At 70.7% G+C, this 23,634-nt stretch carries 19 protein-coding genes; 3 read left to right on the forward strand and 16 right to left on the reverse strand.

The annotated features are described in order from the left end of the window. Positions 1–30: 30 nt before the first annotated feature. The 6 genes from ACGH52_RS07925 to ACGH52_RS07950 form a co-directional block, all read right to left on the reverse strand. Positions 31–870 (reverse strand): shikimate dehydrogenase, encoded by an 840-nt coding sequence (locus ACGH52_RS07925; RefSeq protein WP_121702516.1) that lies wholly within the window; start codon positions 868–870, stop codon positions 31–33. Continuing rightward, on the reverse strand, positions 851–2,605 hold the full coding sequence (gene mltG / locus ACGH52_RS07930) for an endolytic transglycosylase MltG (RefSeq protein ID WP_210976484.1): 1,755 nt from the start codon (positions 2,603–2,605) through the stop codon (positions 851–853). The genes ACGH52_RS07925 and mltG overlap by 20 nt, the downstream gene beginning before the upstream one ends. 128 nt (positions 2,606–2,733) lie before the next feature. Next, positions 2,734–3,198, reverse strand: a complete 465-nt coding sequence (gene ruvX, locus ACGH52_RS07935; protein WP_046247773.1) for a Holliday junction resolvase RuvX — start codon at positions 3,196–3,198, stop codon at positions 2,734–2,736. Positions 3,199–3,233: 35 nt separating this feature from the next. Continuing rightward, positions 3,234–5,906 (reverse strand): alanine--tRNA ligase, encoded by a 2,673-nt coding sequence (alaS, locus tag ACGH52_RS07940; protein ID WP_059299532.1) that lies wholly within the window; start codon positions 5,904–5,906, stop codon positions 3,234–3,236. Beyond that, positions 5,906–6,268, reverse strand: coding sequence for a hypothetical protein (locus ACGH52_RS07945; protein WP_059299533.1), 363 nt, complete (start codon positions 6,266–6,268; stop codon positions 5,906–5,908). Before ACGH52_RS07945 ends, alaS begins: the two co-directional genes overlap by 1 nt. 7 nt (positions 6,269–6,275) lie before the next feature. Continuing rightward, on the reverse strand, positions 6,276–6,725 hold the full coding sequence (locus ACGH52_RS07950; RefSeq protein WP_076973493.1) for a DUF948 domain-containing protein: 450 nt from the start codon (positions 6,723–6,725) through the stop codon (positions 6,276–6,278). A 165-nt stretch (positions 6,726–6,890) separates the two neighbouring features. Between ACGH52_RS07950 and ACGH52_RS07955 the strand changes: the two genes are divergently transcribed. Continuing rightward, complete coding sequence (locus ACGH52_RS07955) at positions 6,891–9,080, forward strand: AAA family ATPase (RefSeq protein WP_193777669.1); 2,190 nt, start codon at positions 6,891–6,893, stop codon at positions 9,078–9,080. Between the two features lie 47 nt (positions 9,081–9,127). Here the strand turns inward: ACGH52_RS07955 and rpsD are convergent, their stop codons facing one another. The 5 genes from rpsD to ACGH52_RS07980 form a co-directional block, all read right to left on the reverse strand. Next, positions 9,128–9,742: a 30S ribosomal protein S4 gene (gene rpsD / locus ACGH52_RS07960; RefSeq protein WP_003977321.1), complete on the reverse strand. Its 615-nt coding sequence runs from the start codon at positions 9,740–9,742 to the stop codon at positions 9,128–9,130. A 294-nt stretch (positions 9,743–10,036) separates the two neighbouring features. Then, positions 10,037–11,392, reverse strand: coding sequence for a replication-associated recombination protein A (locus ACGH52_RS07965; RefSeq protein ID WP_210976482.1), 1,356 nt, complete (start codon positions 11,390–11,392; stop codon positions 10,037–10,039). Positions 11,393–11,461: 69 nt separating this feature from the next. Further along, positions 11,462–12,124, reverse strand: coding sequence for a vitamin K epoxide reductase family protein (locus ACGH52_RS07970; RefSeq protein WP_059299536.1), 663 nt, complete (start codon positions 12,122–12,124; stop codon positions 11,462–11,464). 196 nt (positions 12,125–12,320) lie between these two features. Beyond that, the gene (gene hisS, locus ACGH52_RS07975) at positions 12,321–13,583 is read right to left on the reverse strand and encodes a histidine--tRNA ligase (RefSeq protein ID WP_399938350.1); all 1,263 of its coding nucleotides are present in this window, start codon (positions 13,581–13,583) and stop codon (positions 12,321–12,323) included. Positions 13,584–13,594: 11 nt separating this feature from the next. Continuing rightward, positions 13,595–14,311 (reverse strand): MBL fold metallo-hydrolase, encoded by a 717-nt coding sequence (locus ACGH52_RS07980; RefSeq protein ID WP_059299538.1) that lies wholly within the window; start codon positions 14,309–14,311, stop codon positions 13,595–13,597. Positions 14,312–14,494: 183 nt separating this feature from the next. On the opposite strand from ACGH52_RS07980, the gene ACGH52_RS07985 reads away from it, so the two are divergent. Beyond that, complete coding sequence (locus tag ACGH52_RS07985) at positions 14,495–15,322, forward strand: peptidylprolyl isomerase (protein WP_210976481.1); 828 nt, start codon at positions 14,495–14,497, stop codon at positions 15,320–15,322. Between the two features lie 135 nt (positions 15,323–15,457). Then, positions 15,458–16,687 carry a DUF349 domain-containing protein gene (locus tag ACGH52_RS07990; RefSeq protein ID WP_059299540.1) on the forward strand — a complete coding sequence of 410 codons (1,230 nt, stop codon included), beginning with the start codon at positions 15,458–15,460 and terminating at the stop codon, positions 16,685–16,687. Positions 16,688–16,766: 79 nt separating this feature from the next. On the opposite strand, the gene relA is transcribed toward ACGH52_RS07990, so the two are convergent. The 5 genes from relA to yajC all read right to left on the reverse strand — a co-directional run bounded on the left by relA (position 16,767) and on the right by yajC (position 23,599). Beyond that, complete coding sequence (gene relA, locus ACGH52_RS07995) at positions 16,767–19,310, reverse strand: GTP pyrophosphokinase (RefSeq protein ID WP_076973498.1); 2,544 nt, start codon at positions 19,308–19,310, stop codon at positions 16,767–16,769. 171 nt (positions 19,311–19,481) lie between these two features. Further along, complete coding sequence (locus ACGH52_RS08000) at positions 19,482–20,030, reverse strand: adenine phosphoribosyltransferase (RefSeq protein WP_076973499.1); 549 nt, start codon at positions 20,028–20,030, stop codon at positions 19,482–19,484. Next, a complete protein-coding gene (gene secF / locus ACGH52_RS08005; protein WP_059299543.1) occupies positions 20,027–21,148 on the reverse strand; it encodes a protein translocase subunit SecF in 1,122 nt (373 codons plus the stop codon). Before secF ends, ACGH52_RS08000 begins: the two co-directional genes overlap by 4 nt. Positions 21,149–21,151: 3 nt before the next feature. Then, complete coding sequence (gene secD, locus ACGH52_RS08010) at positions 21,152–22,951, reverse strand: protein translocase subunit SecD (RefSeq protein WP_210976480.1); 1,800 nt, start codon at positions 22,949–22,951, stop codon at positions 21,152–21,154. A 135-nt stretch (positions 22,952–23,086) separates the two neighbouring features. Next, the gene (gene yajC / locus ACGH52_RS08015; RefSeq protein WP_059299545.1) at positions 23,087–23,599 is read right to left on the reverse strand and encodes a preprotein translocase subunit YajC; all 513 of its coding nucleotides are present in this window, start codon (positions 23,597–23,599) and stop codon (positions 23,087–23,089) included. Between the last annotated feature and the right edge of the window lie 35 nt (positions 23,600–23,634).

Consider the following 23,634-nt stretch of genomic DNA (forward strand, 5'->3'; position numbering starts at 1 on the left):
CGTTCCGCCCCCTGCGGAACCCGAGGGATCCTAGCGATCCGCGAGCGCCCGCTCCCCCGCTTTTCGCATGGCGGCCAGCGGTGCGGGAGCCCGGCCGGTCATCTGCTCCACCTGGAGCACCGCCTGGTGGAGCAGCAGGTCGAGGCCGCTGACGACGGCACCGCCGTAGGCAGACCAGCGGGCGGCCAGCGCGGTGGGCCAGGGGTCGTAGAGCACGTCGAAGAGGGTGGCGGGCCTTTCGGGGACGGCGGCGGCGAGGGCGTCGGTGGCGCCGGCCGGCGTGGTGGCCACGACCAGCGGGGCGCGCAGCGCCTCCTCGGCGTCGGCCCAGTCCGCGATGCGCACGTCGACGTCCAGCCGCCGCGCCCAGCCGCGCATCTCGTCGGCGCGGGCCGCGCTGCGCACGTAGACGGCGACCTCCCCGGTGCAGATCCGGGCGAGCGCGGCCAGCGCGGAGGACGCGGTGGCCCCGGCGCCCAGGACCGCGGCGGTCTCGGTCTTCTCGATGCCGTGCTCGCGCAGGGCGGCGACGATGCCGGGGATGTCGGTGTTGTCGCCGGTCCTGCGGCCGTCCTCACCGAAGACGACGGTGTTCACCGCGTCCACGGAGGCGGCGGTCTCGCTGATCGAGTCGAGCAGCGGGATCACCGCCCGCTTGAGCGGCATGGTCAGCGACAGCCCCGCCCACTCGGACCCCAGCTCCTCGAAGAAGCCGGGAAGCGCCGCCTCGTCGACGTCGAAGCGGTCGTACGTCCAGTCCGCGAGGCCCAGCTCCGTGTAGGCGGCGCGGTGCAGCACCGGGGAGAGGGAGTGGGCGATCGGGGAGCCGAGTACGGCGGCCCGGCGCCGGTCAGTTGCCGGAGCTGGCATCGAACTTGTCCTTCAGCTTCAGGAACTCGCTGTGCGTCTTGGCGAACTCGGTCTTCTGCACCCCGTCGGTGGCCACGAAGTAGATCCACCCGTCCTCGGTGGGGTTGAGCGCCGCCTGCAGGGCCTCGTCGCCGGGGTTGCCGATGGGCCCGGGGGGCAGACCCCGGTTGGTGTAGGTGTTGTACGGGTCCATGTTGCTGTTGATCTCGGACTCGCTGATGTGGATCTTGCTCTGGCCCATCAGGTAGTTGAACGTCGAGTCGAACTGGAGCTTCTGGTTCGTCTCGGTGTTGGACTCCTTGAGCCGGTTGTAGATGACCTCGGCCATCTTGCGGAAGTCGTCGTGCGTCTTGCCCTCCGCCTGCACCAGACTGGCGGCGGTGAGCAGCTCCCACGGGCCCTCCAGGCCCAGGCCCTCCGCCTTCTGTTCGAGGCCGATCTTCTCGTACTGCTCGCTGGCACGTGCCACCATCTGCTTGAGCACGTCCGCGGGCTTCTGCCCCTTGGCCGCCGAGTAGCTGGACGGGTAGAGGAAGCCTTCCAGGGGGTCCTTGACGCCCTTGTGGTTCAGCGCCCACTCGGGCAGGCCGAGTTCCTTGTAGTCGGACTTGGCGACCTCGGCGGTGGTGCCCGCCTTCACTCCGAGGCGCTTGTCGATCAGCTCGTAGACGGCGGCGTTGCGCTTGCCCTCGGCGATGATCAGGTTGCTGCGGCTCTTCGGGTTGAGCAGGAGCACGACCGCGCTCTCGGCCGACATCTCCTTCTGCAGCGTGTACACGCCGTCCTGGATGCTCTTGCCGCGCGGGTTGCTCTGCTGTGCGGCGATGAAGGCGTCGACGCTCTTCACCACGCCCTGCCGCTTCAGCTCCTGGCCGATCGTGGAACCGCCCGCGCCCTTGGGGATGGTGACGGTCACCTGCTCGCCGTTGCCCTCGCCCGCGTAGTCCGGGGCCGTGCCGAAACGATCCTGGTAAAACTGGTACCCGAAATATCCGACCCCCGCCACGCCGCCGCCGAGCACCAGGCACACCACCAGGCAGGCGCATCCGCTGCGGCGTTTCTTGGGCTTGCCGCCACCCCGTGGCCTGCGCCCCTCGCGGCCGCCGCCCGGCGCGTCGTCGTCCTCGTCGGTGTCCCCGCCCGCGAAGAAGGCGTGCTCCCCCTCGTCGGGGCCGGGATCCCAGTCGGTGCGCTGCGGCTCGGGCTCGGCGCGCCGCCGGGTGGGCGGCTCCGGCGGCGGATACGCCTCGGGGGTGCCGTAGAAGTCGGGCTGCTCGGCGCCGTAGCCGCCGGCCTGCTGTCCGTAGGGGTCGGACGGGTCGGCCGGGTACTGCGCCTGGGGGTGTGTGCCGCCGCCCCAGCCGTTGTCGTGACCCTGCTGCGGCTGGGCCTGGGGCGCGTACTGCTGGTCGTACTGCTGCTCACCGTACTGGTGCTGGTCGTACTGCCGCTGGTCGTACGGGTGACCGTACTGGTCGTACTGCGGCTCGGGGTGCTGGTGGCCGTACTGGTCGTACTGCGGCTGCCCGCCCTCGTACGGCGCCTGGCCGCCGTTGCTCCAGTCGCCGTAACCCTGCTGCGCCTGCTGCTGCTCCGGATACTGCTGCGGCTGGCCGCCGTAGGGGGACTGCTGACCCGCGTGGGCCTGCTGTCCGCCCCATCCTCCGTCCCCGTACAACGGGTCCTCGGGATGCCACGGTTCGGAGCCTGGGCCGCCCCGGCCATACTCAGTCATCGATCCCCTAGAGCCGCGAGGCGACGGGGGGCGCGACCTGTGTCGAAGGGCTCGCTTCCGTTCCGCCTCTTGCTGTGCGGTGGCTGTTCGAATGCCTCCGCATCGCGCGGAACGTTACCGTACCGCGATCAGATGACCACTTCGACGCCCTCGCCGGGTGGCCTGCCTGACACCCGTTCGGATTCGAGGGCCTGCTGAAGGATGATCACAGCGGCGGCCTGGTCGATGACGGACCGGCCCTTCTTGGACTTCACTCCGGAGGCGCGCAGCCCCTGGCTGGCGGTGACCGTCGTCATGCGTTCGTCCACCAGCCGGACCGGGACGGGCGCGATGCCCTTGGCCAGCTCCTGCGTGAAGCGCCTGACCTTGGCCGCGGCCGGGCCCTCGCCCCCCTTGAGGGAGCGAGGGAGACCGACGACGACCTCGATGGGCTCGTACTCCGCGACCAGTTGCCTCAGGCGCCGGTGCGCAGCCGGGACGTCGCGGCCGGGGACGGTCTCCACCGGGGTGGCGAGGATGCCGTCGGGGTCGCAGGACGCGACCCCGATGCGGGCGTCACCGACGTCGACGGCCAGACGGCGGCCGCGGCGCATCGCCGGGCCGTCCGTCCCTCCGTTCTCGGGCGTGCTCACTTGGCGGTGTCCGCCACGAGGCGCTCGACGGCGTCGACGGCGTCGCCGATGGCGGCCGGGTTCTGACCGCCGCCCTGGGCGACGTCGGGCTTGCCGCCACCGCCGCCGCCGAGGGTCTTGGCGGCGGTGCGCACCAGGTCACCGGCCTTCAGGCCGCGCTCGCGGGCGGCCTCGTTGGTGGCGATGACCGTGAGGGGCTTGCCGTTGACCGTCGTGAACAGGGCGACGACCGCGGCCCGGCCGCCCTGGATGCGGCCGCGCACGTCGAGGACCAGCTTGCGCAGGTCGTCGGCGGTGGTGCCGTCGGGGACCTGCCCCGTCACCAGGGCCACGCCGCGCACGTCCTTGGCGGAGTCGGCGAGGCCGCCGGCGGCCTGGAGGACCTTCTCGGCGCGGAACTTCTCGATCTCCTTCTCGGCGTCCTTGAGCTTGCCGAGCATGGCGGAGACCTTCTCCGGCAGCTCCTCCGGACGCCCCTTGATCAGCTCCTGGAGCTGGGCGACGACCGTGTGCTCGCGGGCGAGGAAGCTGTAGGCGTCCACGCCGACCAGGGCCTCGATGCGGCGCACGCCGGAGCCGATGGAGGACTCGCCGAGCAGCTTGACCAGGCCGAGCTGGGCGGTGTTGTGCACGTGGGTGCCGCCGCACAGCTCCTTGGAGAAGTCGCCGATGGTGACGACGCGCACGCGCTCGCCGTACTTCTCGCCGAACTCGGCGATGGCGCCCTGCTTCTTGGCCTCGTCGATGCCCATGACGTCGGCGCGCACGTCGAGGTCGCGGGCGAGCACCTCGTTGATCTTCTGCTCGACGTCGGTCATCACGGCCGTCGGCACGGCGGACGGCGAGCCGAAGTCGAAGCGGAAGCGGCCGGGCTGGTTCTCGGAACCGGCCTGCGCGGCCGTCGGGCCGAGGGCGTCGCGCAGGGCCTGGTGGGTGAGGTGGGTGGCCGAGTGGGCGCGGGCGATGGCCTTGCGGCGGCGGTCGTCGATGGAGGCCTGGGCCTTGGCACCGACGGTGACCTCGCCGACCTGGACCACGCCCTTGTGGACGTACACGCCCGGGACCGGCTTCTGGCAGTCGCGGACCTCGATCACGGCGCCGGTGTCGACCCGGATCCGGCCGGTGTCGCCGATCTGGCCGCCGCCCTCGGCGTAGAACGGGGTGCGGTCCAGGACGATCTCGACCTCGTCGCCCTCGGTGGCGGCCGGGGAGGAGGCGCCGTCGACGAGGATGCCGACGATCGTGGACTCGCTCTCGGTGTCGGTGTAACCGACGAAGTCGGTGGCACCGGCCTTGTCGGCGATCTCCCGGTAGGCGCCGGCACCCGCGTGACCGGTCTTCTTGGCCTGGGCGTCGGCCTTGGCGCGCTCCCGCTGCTCCTTCATCAGGCGGCGGAAGCCGTCCTCGTCCACGGAGAGCCCCTGCTCGGCGGCCATCTCCAGGGTGAGGTCGATCGGGAAGCCCCAGGTGTCGTGGAGCAGGAACGCCTTGTCACCGGCGAGGACGGTGCCGCCCGCGGCCTTGGTGTCGCTGACGGCGGTGTCGAGGATGTTGGTGCCGGCCTTCAGCGTCTTGAGGAAGGCGTTCTCCTCGGCGAGGGCGACCTTCTCGATGCGCTCGCGGTCGGTGATCAGCTCGGGGTACTGCTGCCCCATCATCTCGATCACGACGTCGATGAGGTCCTTGACGACCGGCCCGGTGGCGCCGAGGAGGCGCATGTTGCGGATGGCGCGGCGCATGATGCGGCGCAGCACGTAGCCGCGGCCCTCGTTGCCGGGGGTGACGCCGTCACCGATGAGCATCACGGAGGTGCGCATGTGGTCGGTGACCACGCGCAGGGACACGTCCGAGGCCTGGGCGTCGCCGTAGGCCACGCCGGTCAGTTCGGTGGCCTTCTTGATGACGGCCATGGAGGTGTCGATCTCGTACATGTTCTGCACGCCCTGCAGAATCATCGCGAGGCGTTCCAGACCGAGGCCGGTGTCGATGTTCTTGCTCGGCAGTTCGCCGAGGATCTCGAACTCCTCCTTGCCGATGCCCTCGCCCCGCTCGTACTGCATGAAGACGAGGTTCCAGATCTCCACGTACCGCTCGTCGTTGACGGCGGGGCCGCCCTCGGCGCCGAACTCGGGGCCGCGGTCGTAGTTGATCTCGGAGCAGGGGCCGCAGGGGCCGGGCACGCCCATCGACCAGTAGTTGTCCTTCTTGCCGAGGCGCTGGATGCGCTCGGAGGGAACGCCCACGACGTCGTGCCAGATGCGCTCGGCCTCGTCGTCGTCCTGGTAGACGGTGATCCACAGGCGCTCGGGGTCGAGGCCGTAACCGCCCTTGTCCTGGGCGCTGGTGAGCAGCTCCCAGGCGTACTTGATGGCGCCTTCCTTGAAGTAGTCGCCGAAGGAGAAGTTGCCGCACATCTGGAAGAACGTGCCGTGGCGGGTGGTCTTGCCGACCTCTTCGATGTCCGGCGTGCGCACGCACTTCTGCACGCTGGTGGCACGGTCGAAGGGCGGCTTGACCTCACCCAGGAAGTAGGGCTTGAAGGGCACCATGCCGGCCGGGACGAGGAGCAGAGTCGGGTCGTCCGCGATGAGCGACGCCGAAGGGACGACGGTGTGACCGCGCTCCTCGAAGAAGCTCAACCAGCGGCGACGAATCTCGGCCGACTCCATCAGTGGTCCTCATTCCGGTTGTACGAGTGCGTCGTCCTGTCGTCGACGACGTACTTCGGGTTGCTGCTGTTGCTGTTCTCGATGGCGTAGGGGTGCCGGGGGGCGGCCAGTTCACGGTCGACGGGGGCGTTCAGGCCCAGCGCGTCGTCCAGTTCGGCCTCCCGCTGGGCCATGTTGTCGCGGACGTCGAGCGCGAAACCCACCGCGCGGTCCCTGACCCGGGTGCCCACGTCGAGCGCCTTGTTCGCCGCGGTGGCGGCGAGGCTGTCGGGGGTGAGCTGCTTGAGCTTCCGGTTGACCTTGGTGGTGGCCCACACACCGGCGGCCACGCCGGTGCCGAACCAGAACGTACGGCGGAACATCGCTCGGTCAGCCCTTCTTCCGCTTCGTCCGCCGCGCGGCCGGGAGCGTACGGCCCACGATCACGGTACGCCGCGCCTGGGCGGCCGGGGCGGACATGTCCTCCTTGCGACCGCCGAGTGCCCGGCGCACGCCGTATCCGAACGCCGCGACCTTGACCAGCGGGCCGCCGAAGGTGGAGGCCACGGTGGTGGACAGCGCGGAGGCGTTCGAGGTGACCTCCTGGACGTCGGAGGCGATCGCGTCGACCCGGTCGATCTGGGTCTGCGCGCTGCGCACCGCCGCGGAGGCGTCGGCCAGCAGCGGGACGGCCTGGTCGGTCACGTCCGCCACGAGTTTGGTGGTCGTCCTGAGCGTCTGGGCCAGCCTCGCCAGTGCGACGGCGAGGAAGGAGACCAGGATCGCCCAGAAGACGGCCACCAGGATCCCGGCCACCTCGCCACCGGACACTGTGTGCACCCGCTCCCTGAAAGACGTGCCTGAACATCGGGAAAGTCGTGCACCGAGCCTATCGCGCCGGGCGCGGGGCTCCGCACCCGATTCCCCGTCCCGCGCGGCGCGGTGCGGTCGAGTTCGGCGAAGCGATTGTACGGAGTGAATACGGTTCAGTACGCTCCGTGTCTTATGCGAGACCATCGGCGCGACGGCATCCCGCACGGCAACCTCCCGCTGGAACTCGACGCGTTCGTGGGCAGAGGGGCGCAACTGGCGGAGCTGGCCCGGGCGCTGGACTCCGCACGGCTGGTGACCGTCACCGGCGCGGGTGGCGTCGGCAAGTCCCGGCTGGCCGCGCGGGCGGCCGCGCGCCGCTCGCCCCGGGACGGGGTGTGGCGGGTGCAGCTGGCGCCGGTGCGGGACGAGGAGTTCGTCGACTACGCGGTCGTGGAGGCGCTGGGCCTGACCGACCACACGACCCGGCTGCCCCGCGAGACGCTGCTCGCGCACCTGGCCGAGCGGGAACTGCTGCTGCTCCTGGACGGGGTCGAGCACCTGGTGGACGCGTGCGCGGCGCTGGTGAGCGACCTGCTCGGCCGCGCCCCGGGGCTGCGAGTGCTGGCGGTGGGGCGCAGGCCGCTGGGCGTGGCCGGGGAACGGCTCCTTCCGCTGGCGCCGCTGGGGACGGAGGAGGCGATGGAGCTGCTGACGGTCCGGGCCGGGCAGCGGAGCGTCACCTGCGGCTACGACGCCGACCCGGACGCGGACCAGCGGGAGGTGCGCGAGCTGTGCCGGCGGCTCGACGGGATCCCGCTGGCGATCGAGCTGGCGGCGGGGCGCCTGGGCGCGCTCTCGCCGGGACAGGTGCTGCGCCGCCTCGACGACCGGTTCCGGCTGCTGACCGGCGGGGACCGCACCGCGCTGCCCCGGCACCGGACGCTGCGCACGGCGATCGGCTGGAGCCACGAGCTGTGCACACCGCCGGAGCGGCTGCTGTGGGCGCGCCTTTCGGTGTTCGCCGGGCCGTTCGACCTGGAGGCCGCCGAGTACGTGTGCAGCGGGAACGGGCTCCCGGCCGACGACGTCCTCGACGTGCTCTCCGCGCTGCTCGCGCAGTCCGTGCTGACCCGCGAGGAGACCCCGGCCGGGGTGCGCTACCGGATGCTCGACACGGTACGGGCGTACGGCGCCGACTGGCTGGAGGCGACGGGCGACGCGGACCGGCTGCGGCGGCGGCACCGGGACTGGTACGTGGGCCTGGCCACCTGGTGCGAGCTGGAGTGGTTCTCGCCGCGCCAGGGCGAGGTCGCCGCCCGGGTGGACGCCGAGCTGCCGAATCTGCGCAGCGCCCTGGAGCACTGCTTGGACGAGCCGGACGGGGCCCACCTGGGCCAGTACCTGGCGGGCGCCCTGTGGTTCCACTGGGTCGGCTGCGGACGGCTGTCGGAGGGGCGGCACTGGCTGGAGCAGGCGGTGCGGCTGGAGGCGGAGCCGACGGCGGGCGAGCAGTCCCGGCTGAAGGCACTGTGGGTGCTCGCCTACGTGGCGATCCTGCAGGGTGACACGGTGCCCGCGCTGGCGGTGCTCCAGGAGTGCCGCCAGGAGGCGGAGCGCTCGGCGAACCCGACGGCGGTGGCGTACGCGGTGCACCGCACGGGCTGTCTGGCACTGGTCACCGACGACATGCCGCGCGCGGAGCGGCTGCTGCGCTCCGCACTGCACCGTTACCGGGAGATCGGCGAGCTGAACAGCAACGTGCTGATGGGCCAGGTCGAGCTGGCGATGACCCGGGCGTTCCAGGGCGATCTGCCGGACGCGGTGCGCCTGTGCGAGGACGTGCGCCAGGTGTGCGAGGACCACGGCGAGCGCTGGGCGCGGGGCTACGCCCTGTACGTGCTGGCCTACGCGGCCTGGAGCGACGGCGAGCCGGTGCGCGCCCGCGAGCTGCTGACCGACTGCCTGGGCAGTGCGCACCGCTTCCGCGACCAGCTGGGCTCGGTGCTGGCGGTGGAGCTGCTCGCCCTGGTCACGGTGGCGGAGGGCGATGCGGCGGAGGCTGCGGTGTTGCAGGGGGCTGCGGCTCGGATGTGGCCGTCGGTGGGGCTGCCGCTGTTCGGCTCGGCGCACTACAACGCCCCGCACGAACTGTGCGAGACGGCGTCCCGGGACCAGCTGGGCGACGAACGGTACGAGGAGTGCGTACGGCACGGGACGCGGCTCGGCCGCCGGGAGGCGGTGGCGCGGGCGCTGCGCCGGCCCGGGGTGCCCGTCTCGCTGCCGGGGCCGCGCCCGACGGCCGGAGGCCGGGCCGCGGCGGGCGCCCGGACGGCGAAGCCCGCCGCCTCGCCCACCCGGAAGGGCGGGGAGACGGCGGGCTGAGGTACCGCGGGTGTACTGCGGCCTGCTCGGTCAGCCTGGAGGCTGGATCAGCGGGCGTAGTACTCGACGACGAGCTGCTCGTCGCAGATCACCGGGATCTCCTTGCGGTTCGGCTCGCGGTCCAGGCGGAACGCCAGGGCCTTGAGGTTCACCTGGAGGTAGCGCGGGGTCTCGCCGTCGGGGGCGAAGCCACCCTCGCGGGCGATGGTGAAGAGCGTCTTCTCCTTGGAGCGCTCGCGCACCTGCACCACGTCGTCCGGGCGGACGCGGAAGGACGGCTTGTCGACCTTCTGGCCGTTGACCTGGATGTGGCCGTGGACGACCATCTGGCGGGCCTGGTAGATCGTGCGGGCGATGCCCGAACGCAGGACCAGCGCGTCGAGACGGCGCTCGAGCTCGATGACCAGGGCCTCGCCGGTCTTCATGTTGGTCTTGGAGGCACGCTCGTAGGCGCGGACGAGCTGGCGCTCGCTGAGGTCGTACTGCGCGCGCAGACGCTGCTTCTCGAGCAGACGGACCTTGTAGTCCGAGTTCTGCTTGCGGCCGCGGCCGTGCTCACCCGGCGGGTAGGGGCGGGCCTCGAAGTACTTGACGGCCTTCGGGGTCAGCGCGATGCCGAGGGCACGCGACTTCTTGACCTTGGGACGGGGCTGGTTCGCCACTGTCTGTGTCTCTTTCCTGGATTCCGGCTTGTCAGGGTTGAGGGAGGTCGCAATCCGCAGCCGGGGAAACCCGCCTGGTCCGCGTGGACCTGCCGGGCAGCCGCTCCCTGGTCTGGGCACATACGTGCAGCACGCGAGTGGCCCACCGACCGCTTCCGGAACTCCGGACGGTGGTGGGCTGCCCGCGACACCTATCGACGGTGCGCGACGCTCCTGGGACCCGCTGGGGGTCCCGGCCGGGTGTCCCGTTCTGACTGCACGGGACTCGGCACTCCGGGTGATTCTACAGGCTGCTCAGGACCGCTTGCGACCGAGGTGCCCGCGGGTCCACTCCACCGCGTCCGCGTACCGCGCCTCGGCGCCGTGCCGGGTCGGCGTGTAGTACGTCCGCTCCTTCAGCTCGTCCGGGGCGTACTGCTGGGCGGCGATGCCCTCGGGCAGGTCGTGCGGGTACACGTACCCCTGCCCGTGCCCCAGCTTGCCGGCGCCCTTGTAGTGGCTGTCGCGCAGGTGCGCGGGGACCGGCCCGGCGTGGCCCTTGCGCACGTCCTCCAGGGCGGCGCCGATGGCGGTGGTGGCGGCGTTGGACTTGGGGGCCAGCGCCAGGGCGATGGTGGCGTGGCTGAGGGTGAGGGCGGCCTCGGGGAAGCCGATCATGGCGACGGCCTGGGCGGCGGCGACGGCGATCTGCAGCGCGTTCGGATCGGCCAGGCCAATGTCCTCGCTGGCGGAGATCATCAGACGCCGGGCGATGAAGCGGGGGTCCTCGCCGGCCTCGATCATCCGGGCCAGGTAGTGCAGGGCGGCGTCGACGTCGGAGCCGCGGATGGACTTGATCAGGGCGCTGGCGACGTCGTAGTGCTGGTCGCCGTCGCGGTCGTACTTCACCGCGGCGCGGTCGACCGTCTCCTCCAGCGTGGTCAGGGAGATCTCCGTCTCGCCCTTGTCCAGCGCGGCCCCGGCGGCGGCCTCCAGCGCGGTGAGCGCGCGCCGGGCGTCGCCTCCGGCGATGCGCAGCAGGTGCTCCTCGGTGTCCTCGGGGAGGGCGACGGCGTCCCCCAGGCCGCGCTCGTCGCTCAGCGCGCGGCGGAGCAGGCCCCGCACGTCGTCGTCGGTGAGGGATTCGAGGGTGAGCAGGAGGGAGCGGGAGAGCAGCGGGGAGATCACCGAGAAGTACGGGTTCTCGGTGGTGGCGGCGATCAATGTGACCCAGCGGTTCTCGACGGCCGGGAGCAGCGAGTCCTGCTGGGCCTTGCTGAAGCGGTGGATCTCGTCGAGGAAGAGGACGGTCTCCTTGCCGTACCCGCCGACCGCGCGGCGGGCGCCGTCGATGACCGCGCGGACCTCCTTGACGCCCGCGGTGATCGCCGACAGCTCCACGAAGCGCTTGTTGGTGGCCTTGGAGACGACGTACGCCAGGGTGGTCTTGCCGGTGCCCGGCGGGCCCCAGAGGATGACCGAGGAGGGCCCCGCGGGGCCGGACGCGCCCTCGCCGACCAGGCGGCGCAGGGGAGAACCGGGCTTGAGCAGGTGCTGCTGGCCGACGACCTCGTCGAGGGTGCGCGGGCGCATCCGGACGGCGAGGGGGCTGCCGGTCGGGTCCTTCTCCTGGCGTTCTTCGGCTGCGGCGGTGAACAGATCGGGCTCCACCCTCTGAACCCTAAAGGACCGCACCGACAACGCGACGGGCCCGGTGGGCCGGGGTGGCCGGCCGCCCCGTCAGCTGGTCCAGAAGTCCCACCAGCGGGTGAGGACCATCATGCCGATGATGCCGATGTGCAGCACGGGCAGGACCCAGGTGAACTCGCCGAAGAACCCGCGCAGCCAGCCCGGCGCGGGCAGGAAGCCCTTGCGGACGTTGAAGGACGTCACGTACCAGAACATCAGGATGGTGGCGACCCAGGCCAGGCAGCACCACAGGCACAGCGAGTTGATCCGGTACAGGGACTCGAACTGCAGCCAGGAGACGAAGCCGACGCCGAAGAGGCAGCCGGCGTTGAAGGTGAGCCAGTACCAGCGCGGGTAGGTGGCGCGGGCGAGCAGGCTCATGCCGACGCAGATGACGATGCCGTAGGCGACGAGGCCGAGCATCGGGTTGGGGAAGCCGAAGGCGGAGGCCTGGTCGCTCTCCATGATGTTGCCGCAGGAGACGACCGGGTTGAGGCTGCAGCCGGGCGTGAAGGTGGTGCCGGCGACCTTGGCCTCGAGGATCTTCTGCTTGTCGATCGTGATGACCCACGCGGCGAGCAGACCGGCCGCGCCCGTGATCACCAGCAGCAGTGCGAGCGCGCGGCTGCCGCCCTCGGAGCGCGGGGTGCGGGTGCCGCTGTCCGGCGCGGACTCTGCCACGGTGGAGACGTCCTTCACTGTCGTCTTGCTCATCACGCCGATTCCGTCACTGGGGAGTGGGACCTGCTTCGGGCAGGGGCCATTGTGCCGCACGACCCTGTATGGCCACCGTTCGATGAACATATGAACGGATCGGCGATCACTCCGTGGAGGCCCGTTCCGGCCAACACCCGTTCCCCAGGGGCACGCGCGAACGAAGCGCGTGCCCCTGGAGGGAACACCGGGCCCGTCAGCCGAGCCTCGACTCCAGCTCCGCGACGATCTCGTTGACGCCGATCGCGGTCTGCTCGCCGGACTCCATGTCCTTGAGCTGGACGACGCCCTCGGCGAGGTCCCGCTCGCCCAGGACCAGCGTGTAGCGGGCGCCGGAGCGGTTGGCCGCCTTCATCGCGGCCTTGAGGCCCTTGCCGCCGTAGGAGAAGTCGGCCGCGACGCCGTTCTTGCGCAGCTCGGTGACCTTGGCGAACAGGATCCGGCGGGCCTCCTCGCCCAGCGGGACCGCGAAGACGGAGGTCGCGGAGGGGATGTCCAGTTCGATGCCCTCCGCCTCCAGGGCGAGGACGGTGCGGTCGACGCCGAGGGCCCAGCCGACCGAGGGCAGGGAGGGGCCGCCGATCATCTCGGACAGGCCGTCGTAGCGGCCGCCGCCGCCCACCGCGGACTGGGAGCCGAGGCCGTCGTGGACGAACTCGAAGGTGGTACGAGTGTAGTAGTCGAGGCCGCGGACCAGCTTCGGGTCGTCCTCGAAGACCACGCCCGCCGCCGTGATCAGCTCGCGCACCTCCTCGTGGTACGCCTTGCAGGCGTCGCACAGGTAGTCGCGCAGCAGTGGGGCGTCGGTGAGCTGCTTCTGGACGTCGGGGCGCTTGTCGTCCAGGACGCGCAGCGGGTTGATCTCGGCGCGGCGCAGGGTGTCCTCGTCCAGGTCGAGACCGCGCAGGAAGTCCTGGAGCGCGGCCCGGTAGACGGGGCGGCACTCCTGGTCGCCCAGCGAGTTGAGCAGGATGCGGAAGTTCTGCAGGCCGAGCGCGCGGTACGACTGGTCGGCCAGGATGATCAGTTCGGCGTCCAGAGCCGGGTCCTCGGCACCGATCGCCTCGGCGCCCACCTGGGAGAAGTGGCGGTAACGGCCCTTCTGGGGGCGCTCGTAGCGGTACTGCGAACCCGAGTACCAGACCTTCACCGGCAGGTTGCCCGCCTTGTGCAGGTTGGCCTCCAGGACCGCGCGCAGCACCGGAGCGGTGGTCTCCGGGCGCAGGGCGAGCCGGTCGCCGCCCTTGGTCTCGAAGACGTACATCTCCTTGGTCACGATGTCGGTGGACTCGCCGACGCCGCGCGCGAACAGCTCGACGTTCTCGAAGCCGGGCGTCTCGATGTAGCCGTAGCCGGAGTTGCGCAGCGGGGCGGCGATCGCCTCGCGGACGGCCAGGTACTTGGCGGAGTCCGGCGGCAGCAGGTCGTACGTGCCCTTGGGGGCCCTGAAGGTGCTCACGGAAGGTCTCGTCACATTCCTCGTCGGGGAGCCTCGGCAGCGCTGTCCCCTTGGCGGCCTGCGGCCACTTGCCGCAAGTACGGGTTGGTGGCGCGCTCCTGGCCGATGGTCGTCTGGGGGCCGTGCCCGGACAGCACCACGGTCGAGTCGTCGAGCGGCAGGCACACGCGTGCCAGGGACTCGAGCATGTCGTCCATGGAGCCACCGGGGAAGTCGGTGCGTCCGATGGAGCCGGCGAACAGCAGGTCGCCCGAGAACATGACCGGCGGGATGTCCGCCGTCTCGGGCAGGCCGAAGGTCACCGACCCCTTGGTATGGCCCGGGGCGTGCGCGACGGTCAGCTCCATGCCCGCCAGCGCCAGCCGCGCGCCGTCGGTCAGCTCCTTGACGTCGTCGGGCTCCCCGACGGTCAGCTCTCCCATGAGCGGCATGCCGATGGTGCGGCCGATGCCCTTCTCGGGGTCGCTCATCATGTAGCGGTCCTCGGGGTGGATCCAGGCCGGCACGTCGTGGGCGCCGCACACCGGGACGACCGAGGCGACGTGGTCGATGTGGCCGTGGGTGAGGACGACGGCGACGGGCTTGAGCCGATGCTTGCGGATCGCTTCCTCGACTCCGGGGGCCGCCTGGTGGCCCGGGTCGATGATCACGCACTCCTCACCGGCTGCGGGGGCGACGAGGTAACAGTTCGTCCCCCAGGCACCGGCGGGGAACCCGGCAATGAGCACGATCGTCCTTCGTTTGGGTCGGTACGGGTGGGCTTGCGCACGTGTCGCGCCCATGGTCAGAGCCTACCGGCGGTGCCGATTCCTCAGCGAACCCATATACGGTACGGGGCTACACGCCCACGGTCGGCTCATCGCACCCACGCGTACCGGTCGGCACACGAAGACGCATGAGGAGAGAACCCGGTGGTCACCCAGGAGCAGCGGCGGCGTCAGCTCGCCCGGGAGAAGTTCTTGCGGCAGCAGCAGCGACGCACCTCCGCGCGGCGCAAGTCGCGCATGCGCAACGCCGCGATCGCGTCGGTACTCGGCGTGATCCTGATCGGCAGCGTCGCGCTGTACACGACCGGCGTGGTCCTGGGGGACGACGACGACAGCAAGACGAACGCGGGCGCGGAGGTCACGCCGAGTGCCTCGGCCCCGAGCAAGGCGCCGGACCCGTGCGAGAAGCCCGCCGAGGGCAAGGTCAAGCCGCAGACCTGGAAGAAGGAACCTGCGATGACCATCGACAAGTCGGCGAAGTACACGATGAAGCTCGCGACCACGTGCGGTGACATAGACATCGCGCTGAAGGGCGACGCGGCACCGCACACCGTCAATTCGTTCGACTTCCTGGCGGGCAAGGGCTTCTTCGACCACACGCCGTGCCACCGCCTCACCACCAACGGCATCTACGTGCTCCAGTGCGGCGACCCGACGGGGCAGGGCAACGGCGGTCCGGGCTACACCATCCCGGACGAGAACCTGAAGGACAAGAGCCTCAAGTCGAACTCGTACCCGGCGGGCACCGTTGCGATGGCGAACACGGGGCAGCCGAACTCCGGCGGCAGCCAGTTCTTCCTCGTGTACCAGGACAGTCCGCTGCCGCCGAGCTACACGCCGTTCGGCACCATCTCGGACGAGGGCATGACCGTGCTGAAGAAGATCGCGGAGGCCGGAGAGAGCACCGGCCAGGGCGACGGAGCGCCCAACGCGACGGTCGTGATCGACAAGGCCACCGTCACGAAATCCTGACCCTCATCAGCGAAAGTTCGACTCGCGCGGGTGCGGACAGGCCCCCCGCCGGTCGCCTATGTTGGCCGTGACGAAACTGTGGACGATGCCCGGGGGTAGCGAAGCCCTCCGCAGGCATCATGTGGAGGAGGCGCTGTGAGCAGCGACCCGTGGGGCCGCGTCGATGAGACGGGGACCGTGTACGTGCGGACGGCCGACGGCGAGAAGGTCGTCGGATCCTGGCAGGCAGGCTCCCCCGAGGAGGCACTGGCCTACTTCGAACGCAAGTACGAAGGCCTGGTTGTCGAGATCGGCCTCCTCGAGAAGCGGGTGAAGACCACCGACCTGTCCGCCAAGGACGCCCAGACCGCCATCGGCCATCTGCGCGAGCAGGTGGACGCGCACCACGCGGTCGGCGACCTGGAGGCCCTGCGGACCCGGCTGGACAAGCTCGTCGCGCTCGTGGAGGCACGGCGCGAGGAGCGCAAGGCCCAGCGGGCCAAGCAGTCCGACGAGGCGCGCGGTGCCAAGGAGGCCCTGGTCGCCGAGGCCGAGGAGCTGGCCCGCTCGGACCAGTGGCGGGCGGCCGGTGAGCGGCTGCGGTCCCTGGTCGACACCTGGAAGGGCCTGCCACGCCTGGACCGCAAGTCCGACGACGAGCTGTGGCACCGCTTCTCGCACGCCCGCTCGGCGTTCTCCAAGCGCCGCAAGCAGCACTTCGCGCAGCTCGACGCGCAGCGCGAGGAGGCGCGGCGGATCAAGGAGCGGCTGGTCTCCGAGGCCGAGTCCCTGTCGAACTCGACGGACTGGGGCCCGACGGCCGCGCGCTACCGCGACCTGATGTCCGAGTGGAAGGCCGCGGGCCGCGCCCAGCGCGAGCACGAGGACGACCTGTGGAACCGCTTCCGCGGCGCCCAGGACGTGTTCTTCGCCGCCCGCAGCTCGGTCTTCGCCGAGCGGGACGCGGAGCAGACGGAGAACCTGAAGCTCAAGGAGGAGCTGGCCGAGGAGGCCGAGAAGCTCGTCCCGGTCACCGACCTGAAGGCGGCCCGGGCCGCGTTCCGCGCGGTGAACGAGCGCTGGGAGGCCATCGGTCATGTGCCGCGCGACGCCCGGCCGAAGGTCGAGGGGCGGATGCACGCGGTCGAGCGGGCGCTCCAGGAGGCCGAGGAGGCCGAGTGGCGCCGGACCAACCCGGAGGCACGCGCGCGTGCCGAGGGGCTGACCGGTCAGCTCCAGGCCGCCGTGGACAAGCTGCGCTCCCAGGTCGAGCAGGCGCGCGCCCAGGGCAACGACGCCAAGGCCGACAAGCTCGCGCGTGAGCTGGAGGGCCGCCAGGCGCTCCTGGACCAGGCGCTCAAGGGGCTGCACGAGTTCGGCGGCTGACGGTCGCGGACCGGACACGAGAGGGGCTCCCGTACATCGCGTACGGGAGCCCTTCTCGTGTGTGCGCCTCTACGGCCGCCTACGACGGCCTGCGCGCCGACGTCACCCGGTACACGTCGTAGACGCCCTCCACACCGCGTACGGCCTTCAGGACGTGCCCGAGGTGCTTCGGGTCGCCCATCTCGAAGGTGAAGCGGGAGGTGGCCACGCGGTCCCGGGAGGTCTGGACGGCCGCCGAGAGGATGTTGACGTGCTGGTCGGACAGCACGCGGGTGACGTCCGACAGCAGCCGGGAGCGGTCCAGTGCCTCGACCTGGATGGCGACCAGGAAGACCGAGGACTGGGTGGGCGCCCACTCGACCTCGAGGATGCGCTCGGGCTCGCGGGAGAGCGAGTCCACGTTCACACAGTCGCTGCGGTGGACGGAGACGCCGCTGCCGCGGGTGACGAAGCCGATGATGGGATCGCCGGGCACGGGCGTGCAGCAGCGGGCCAGCTTGACCCACACGTCGTCCACGCCCTTGACGACCACGCCCGGGTCGGCGCTGGTCCGCCGCTTGCGGCCGCGTCCGCGGGCCGGCGGGACCGACTCGTCGATCTCCTCGGTGGCCGCCTCCTCGCCGCCGAGCGCCGAGACCAGCTTCTGCACGATGTTCTGCGCGGAGACGTGGCCCTCGCCGATCGCCGCGTACAGCGCGGAGATGTCCGAGTAGCGCATCTCGTGGGCGAGCGTGACCAGGGAGTCGCCGGTGAGGATGCGCTGGATCGGCAGGTTCTGCTTGCGCATCGCGCGGACGATGGCGTCCTTGCCCTGCTCGATCGCCTCGTCTCGGCGCTCCTTGGAGAACCAGCCGCGGATCTTGTTGCGGGCGCGCGGCGACTTCACGAAGCCCAGCCAGTCGCGGGAGGGCCCCGCCCCGGCCGCTTTGGAGGTGAAGACCTCCACCAGGTCGCCGTTGTCCAGGGTCGACTCCAGCGGCACCAGCCGCCCGTTGACCCGTGCCCCTATGGTGCGGTGGCCGACCTCGGTGTGGACGGCGTAGGCGAAGTCCACGGGGGTGGCCCCGGCGGGCAGCGCTATGACGTCGCCCTTGGGGGTGAAGACGAAGACCTCGTTGCGGGAGAGGTCGAAGCGCAGGGACTCCAGGAACTCGCCCGGGTCCTCGGTCTCCTTCTGCCAGTCGAGCAGCTGGCGCAGCCACGCCATGTCGTTGAGGTGGTCGTCCTTGCTCTTGCCGGACGACTTGGGGGCGTCGGTGCGGACCTTGGAGGCGCCGGCGACGGCCTCCTGCTTGTACTTCCAGTGCGCGGCGATGCCGTACTCCGCGCGGCGGTGCATGTCGAAGGTGCGGATCTGCAGCTCGACCGGCTTGCCGCCGGGCCCGATGACCGTCGTGTGCAGCGACTGGTACATGTTGAACTTGGGCATCGCGATGTAGTCCTTGAACCGCCCCGGAACCGGGTTCCAGCGGGCGTGGACCGTGCCGAGCGCCGCGTAGCAGTCGCGGACGGTGTCCACCAGGACGCGGATGCCCACCAGGTCGTAGATCTCCGCGAAGTCACGGCCGCGGACGATCATCTTCTGGTAGACGCTGTAGTAGTGCTTGGGGCGGCCGGTGACGGTCGCCTTGATGCGGGCCGCCCGCAGGTCCTGCTGGACCTCGTCGGTGACGACGGCCAGGTACTCGTCGCGCTTGGGGGCGCGCTCGGCGACCAGGCGGACGATCTCGTCGTACATCTTGGGGTAGAGGATCGCGAAGGCGAGATCCTCCAACTCCCACTTGATGGTGTTCATGCCCAGCCGGTGGGCGAGCGGCGCGTAGATCTCCAGGGTCTCGCGCGCCTTCTTCTCCTGCTTCTCGCGCTTGAGGTAGCGCATGGTGCGCATGTTGTGCAGGCGGTCGGCGAGCTTGATGACCAGGACCCGCGGGTCCTTGGCCATGGCGACGACCATCTTGCGCACGGTCTCGGCCTGCGCGGCCTCGCCGAACTTGACCTTGTCGAGCTTGGTGACGCCGTCGACGAGCAGGGTGACCACGTCGCCGAAGTCGCGGCGCAGGTCCTCCAGGCCGTACTCGGTGTCCTCGACGGTGTCGTGCAGCAGCCCGGCCATCAGTGTGGCCGGATCCATGCCCAGCTCGGCGAGGATGGTGGTGACGGCGAGCGGATGCGTGATGTACGGGTCGCCGCTCTTGCGCTTCTGGCCGCGGTGCCAGCGTTCGGCGACCTGGTAGGCGCGCTCGATCTGGCGCAGGGTCGCCGTCTCGATCTTGGGGTCGTTGCCGCGCACTATGCGCAGCAGCGGCTCCAGGACCGGGTTGTACGGGTTGGCGCGCTGCACGCCGAGGCGGGCGAGGCGGGCGCGGACGCGGTTGGAGGAGCCGGAGCGCGCGGGCTGGCCTGCGGGGGCGCGGACCACGGGCGCGTTCTGCGGGCGCTCGGCGGGCAGCGTCTTGGGGCGCGGCTGCTGCTCGGCGGGCTTGTCGACCGGCGCGGACGGGGCGTGCTGGATCGGCCCGTGCGTGTCGTTCTTCGCCTGGGGCGCGCTCGGCGCGGGCTTCGCCGCGGACGCCGAGGCGGACTCGGGCTTTGCGGCGGTCAGTGGCTGGGCCTCGTCTGGCAAGAGGACTCCTCGTGCGCGATCCGGGTCCCCCGGTCAGGCTCCGGATACCCCATGGTAGCGATCCTGCCCTTCAGGATCGCCTTCTGGCCAATGTGGGGGCTGTCAACCCCTGCAACGCCTGGGGCGGGCGCCGGATTCCTCCGGGCCCGCCCCAGGTGCGGTGTGCGCGGTTCAGACCGTGAGCAGCGCCTTCAGCGGTGCCCCGGCCAGAGCGGGCTCCAGACGGGCACGCCCGCCGAGGAAGCCCAGCTCCATCAGCACGGCGAGACCCGCGACCTCGGCACCGGCCCGCCGGATCAGCTCCAGCGAGGCCTCCGCGGTGCCGCCGGTGGCGAGGACGTCGTCGACGACCAGCACGCGGTCGCCCGCGGAGAGGTCCTCGGCGTGCACCTCGATCTCGGCGGAGCCGTACTCCAGGTCGTACGCCTGGCTGAGCGTGGCTCCGGGGAGCTTGCCCGCCTTGCGTACGGGGATGAAGCCGAGGCCCGCCCTGAGCGCCACCGGGGCGCCGAGGATGAAGCCGCGGGCCTCCAGACCGACGACCTTGGTGGCGCCGGTGCTCCGGCCGACCTCGGCGAGCGCGTCGGTCAGGGCGGTGAACGCCGTCGGGTCCGCCAGGAGCGGGGTGATGTCCTTGAACACCACGCCCGGCTCCGGGTAGTCGGGCACGTCCCGGATGCGGCTGAGGAGCAGCTCGGTGAGGTCGGTCGTGCCGGTCATCGGCGCTTCCCCGACGGTCGGCCGCGGCCCCTGCCACGGGACGCGGGCTGGTTGCGGGGGCCGACCACCGCGGGTGCCGCGTCGTCGGGCTCGTCGGCGTCGTACGCCTCCTCGGCGTCCGCGGGCCGGTCGGACTCGCCCTTGGCCGTCGCCTGGGCACGCTTGGCGAGGACCCGCTTCTTGAGGGCCTTCATCTGCGGCTCGGCCTCCTTGAGGTCGGCGACGAGCGGCGTGGCGATGAAGATCGACGAGTAGGCACCCGCGGCGAGACCGACGAACAGCGACAGCGAGATGTCGTTGAGCATGCCGGCGCCGAGGACGCCGCCGCCGATGAACAGCAGGCCCGCGACCGGCAGCAGGGCGACCACCGTGGTGTTGATGGAGCGGACCAGGGTGCTGTTGATCGAGCGGTTGGCGATCTCCGCGTAGGTCCAGCGGGTCTGTTTGGTGATGTCCCGGGTCTGCTCCTTGAGACTGTCGAAGACGACGACCGTGTCGTAGAGCGAGTAACCGAGGATCGTCAGCAGACCGATCACCGTGCCCGGTGTGACCTCGAAGCCGACGAGGGCGTAGATGCCCACCGTGATGGTGATGTCGTGGATCAGTGCGACGAAGGCGGCCAGTGCCATCCGCCACTCGAACGCGATCGCCAGGTAGATCACCACCAGGACCATGAAGATCCCGAGGCCCTGCCAGGCCTTGTTGGCGATCTGGTCACCCCAGCTGGGGCCGACCAGGTCGGCGTTGATCTTCTCCGCGGGGACGTCCAGGTTCTTGGAGAGGTCCTCCTTGATCTGGTCCGACTGCTGGGTGTCGGTGCCCGCGATCTGGATGCGGAGGCTGCCGTCGCCGAGCTTCTGGACGATCGCGTCGTGGCCGGACGCGTCCTCCGCCCAGGTCTCGGTCTGGGCGACCGAGGCGCTCATGTTCTTCGGGGTGGTGAAGACCGCGCCGCCCTGGAACTCGATGCCCATGTGCAGGCCGCGCACCGCCAGGCCGACGATGGCCGTGATGGTGATGAGGATCGAGATGCCGTACCAGATCTTGCGGTTCTTGACGAAGTCGTAGCCGACCTCGCCGTGGTGCAGTCGGGCGCCGAGTGTGCCGAGCTTCGACATCTCTCACGCCTCCTTCGGGTCGACAGGGCCGGCGGCAGGACGGGACGGACGGCGGGTGCGGCGCAGCGGGGGCTTGGCACCCAGGGCCTTGGGGTCGAGGCCGGACCACTTGTGACCGCTGGCGAAGAACTTGCGCCGGGCCATCAGCGTCAGCAGCGGCTTGGTGAACAGGAACACCACCACCACGTCGAGCAGGGTCGTCAGACCGAGCGTGAACGCGAAGCCCTGCACCTTGCCCACCGTGACGATGAAGAGCACCGCGGCGGCGAGGAAGGACACGAAGTCGGAGACCAGGATGGTGCGCCGGGCGCGCGGCCAGGCCCGCTCGACGGCGGGGCGCAGCGTGCGGCCCTCCCGGATCTCGTCGCGGACGCGTTCGAAGTACACGATGAACGAGTCCGCCGTGATGCCGATGGCGACGATGGCACCGCACACGGCCGGCAGGTTCAGCGCGAAGCCGATGGTCGGGCCGAGCAAGGCCATGATCACGTACGTGAGGCCGGCCGAGACCAGCAGCGAGCAGACGGCGATGAACGACAGCCCGCGGTAGTAGAACAGCAGGTAGAGGACGACCAGGGCGAGGCCGATGGCACCCGCGATCAGACCGGCCTTGAGCTGCTCACCGCCGAGCGCGGCGGTGACGGTGGTGACGCTGTCCTCCTTGAAGGTCAGCGGCAGCGCGCCGTAGGACAGCATGTTGGCGAGGCTCTGGGCCTCCTCCTGGCCGAAGCTGCCGGAGATCTCCGCGTTGCCGCCGGTGAGCGCCTGGCTGACGTAGGGGTCGGAGACGACCTCGTTGTCCAGGACGATGGCGAACTGGTTCTGCGGGGACTGGTTCTGCGCCAGCTTGCCGGTGATGTCGGCGAACTTCTTGCTGCCCTTGTCCGTGAACTTCATCGTCACGGTCCAGCCGGCGGCGGTCTGCGTGTTGTAGACGGCCTCGGCCTCGTCGACCTCGGTGCCGTCGACCGCGGCGGCGCCGAGGATGTACTTCTGCCACTGGCCCTGCGAGTTCTGGCCGCAGGCCAGGGTCTGCTCGCCCGGCTTGGCGCCCTTGCCGGCCTGGGCGCGGGCGCCCTGGTCGGTGCAGTCCAGGGCCGCGTACTGCTGCTGCAGCTTGGCGGCGGCGTCGTCGCCGGAGGCGCTGGTGCTGGGGGACGGGGAGGCGCCGTCCGAACTCTTCGCGGACGGGCTGGGGTCGGCCTTCAGGGCGCCGCTGGCGGCGCGACCCTGGGAGGTGGCGCTCGCCGACGCGGAGTCGGACGGCGTGCCGCTCGCCTTGTCCCCGTCGGTGGCCTTGTCCCCGTCGGTCGCCTTGTCCGTGGCCTTGTCGGTCGCCTTGTCCGAGGCGCCGCCGGTCTCGCTCGGCGAGGGGCTGCCGGTCGCGTTGGCGCCGGACAGCTCGGTGGCGAGGACCGGACGGAAGTACAGCTTGGCGGTGGTGCCGACCTGCTCTCGGGCTTCCTTCGAGTTCGTCCCCTTGGGGATGTTGACGATGATGTTCCGGTCGCCCTGGGTCTGGACCTCGGCCTCGGAAACACCCAGACCATTGACACGGCGGTTCATGATCTCGACCGCGGTGTCCATGTTGGTCTTGTTGATCGCGGACTCCTGGCCCGCCTCCGGCACGGCCCGGAGCGTGATGCTGGTGCCGCCCGCCAGGTCGATACCGAGACGCGGAGTCGTGTGCCCGGAGACGAACATGCCTCCAGTGAGCGCCACGATGGCGATCAGGATCAGGGCCAGCGAGCGCCCGGGCTTACTCTGAGCGCTCGCACTCTTTCCCTTTTTAGGTGCTACCACCTTTGTGTACTCCCTCTCGGGCCGCTTCGCGCCCAGAAGGCGTCACCGGCGGCCATCACATGGTGTCCGGATCCGTGCGAGCCGCGCGTCACGCGGGGTGCGCGGGAACCCGTCCCGCGCACCCCGGGGCACGGTCTACTTCGCCTCGGAACCGCCGTCGGACTTCTTCGCCTGCTCGTCCGACTTCGCCTCGGCGGGCGCGGCGTCGACCGTCGGCTCGTCGGCCGTCTCGTCGGCGGGCTCGACGGCCTTCTTGCCGAGGTCGACGGACTTGTCGTCGGAGGCGTCGGCGGCGGGGGCGTCGGTCTCGGTGAGGGAGGAGGCGTCGTCGGGGACGATGTCCGCGTCGGACTTCAGGTCGTGCTCGATGCCGTGGACGATCCGGTTGTACTCGTCGTCGGAGAGGACGGCACCGATCGAGTTCTTGGCGAAGAGCAGCTCGACACCCGGGCCGGCGTCGAGGAGGACCGTGTCGTCGTTGACCTCCTTGACCGTGGCGTACATGCCCCCGATGGTGCGGACACCGGTTCCGGGCTGCATCTCGTTCCGCATGTTGGCGGCCTGCTGCTGCTTCTTCTTCGCCGACCGGGTCATCAGGAACATGGCCCCGATGAGCACGATGAACGGGAGGAGGGTCACGAGACTCACGGGTCGGTACTTCCTTCACACGACCGCGATGGTGA

The sequence above is a fragment of the Streptomyces sp. BBFR25 genome (genome assembly GCF_044590125.1).
Lineage (GTDB): Bacteria > Actinomycetota > Actinomycetes > Streptomycetales > Streptomycetaceae > Streptomyces > Streptomyces canus_D.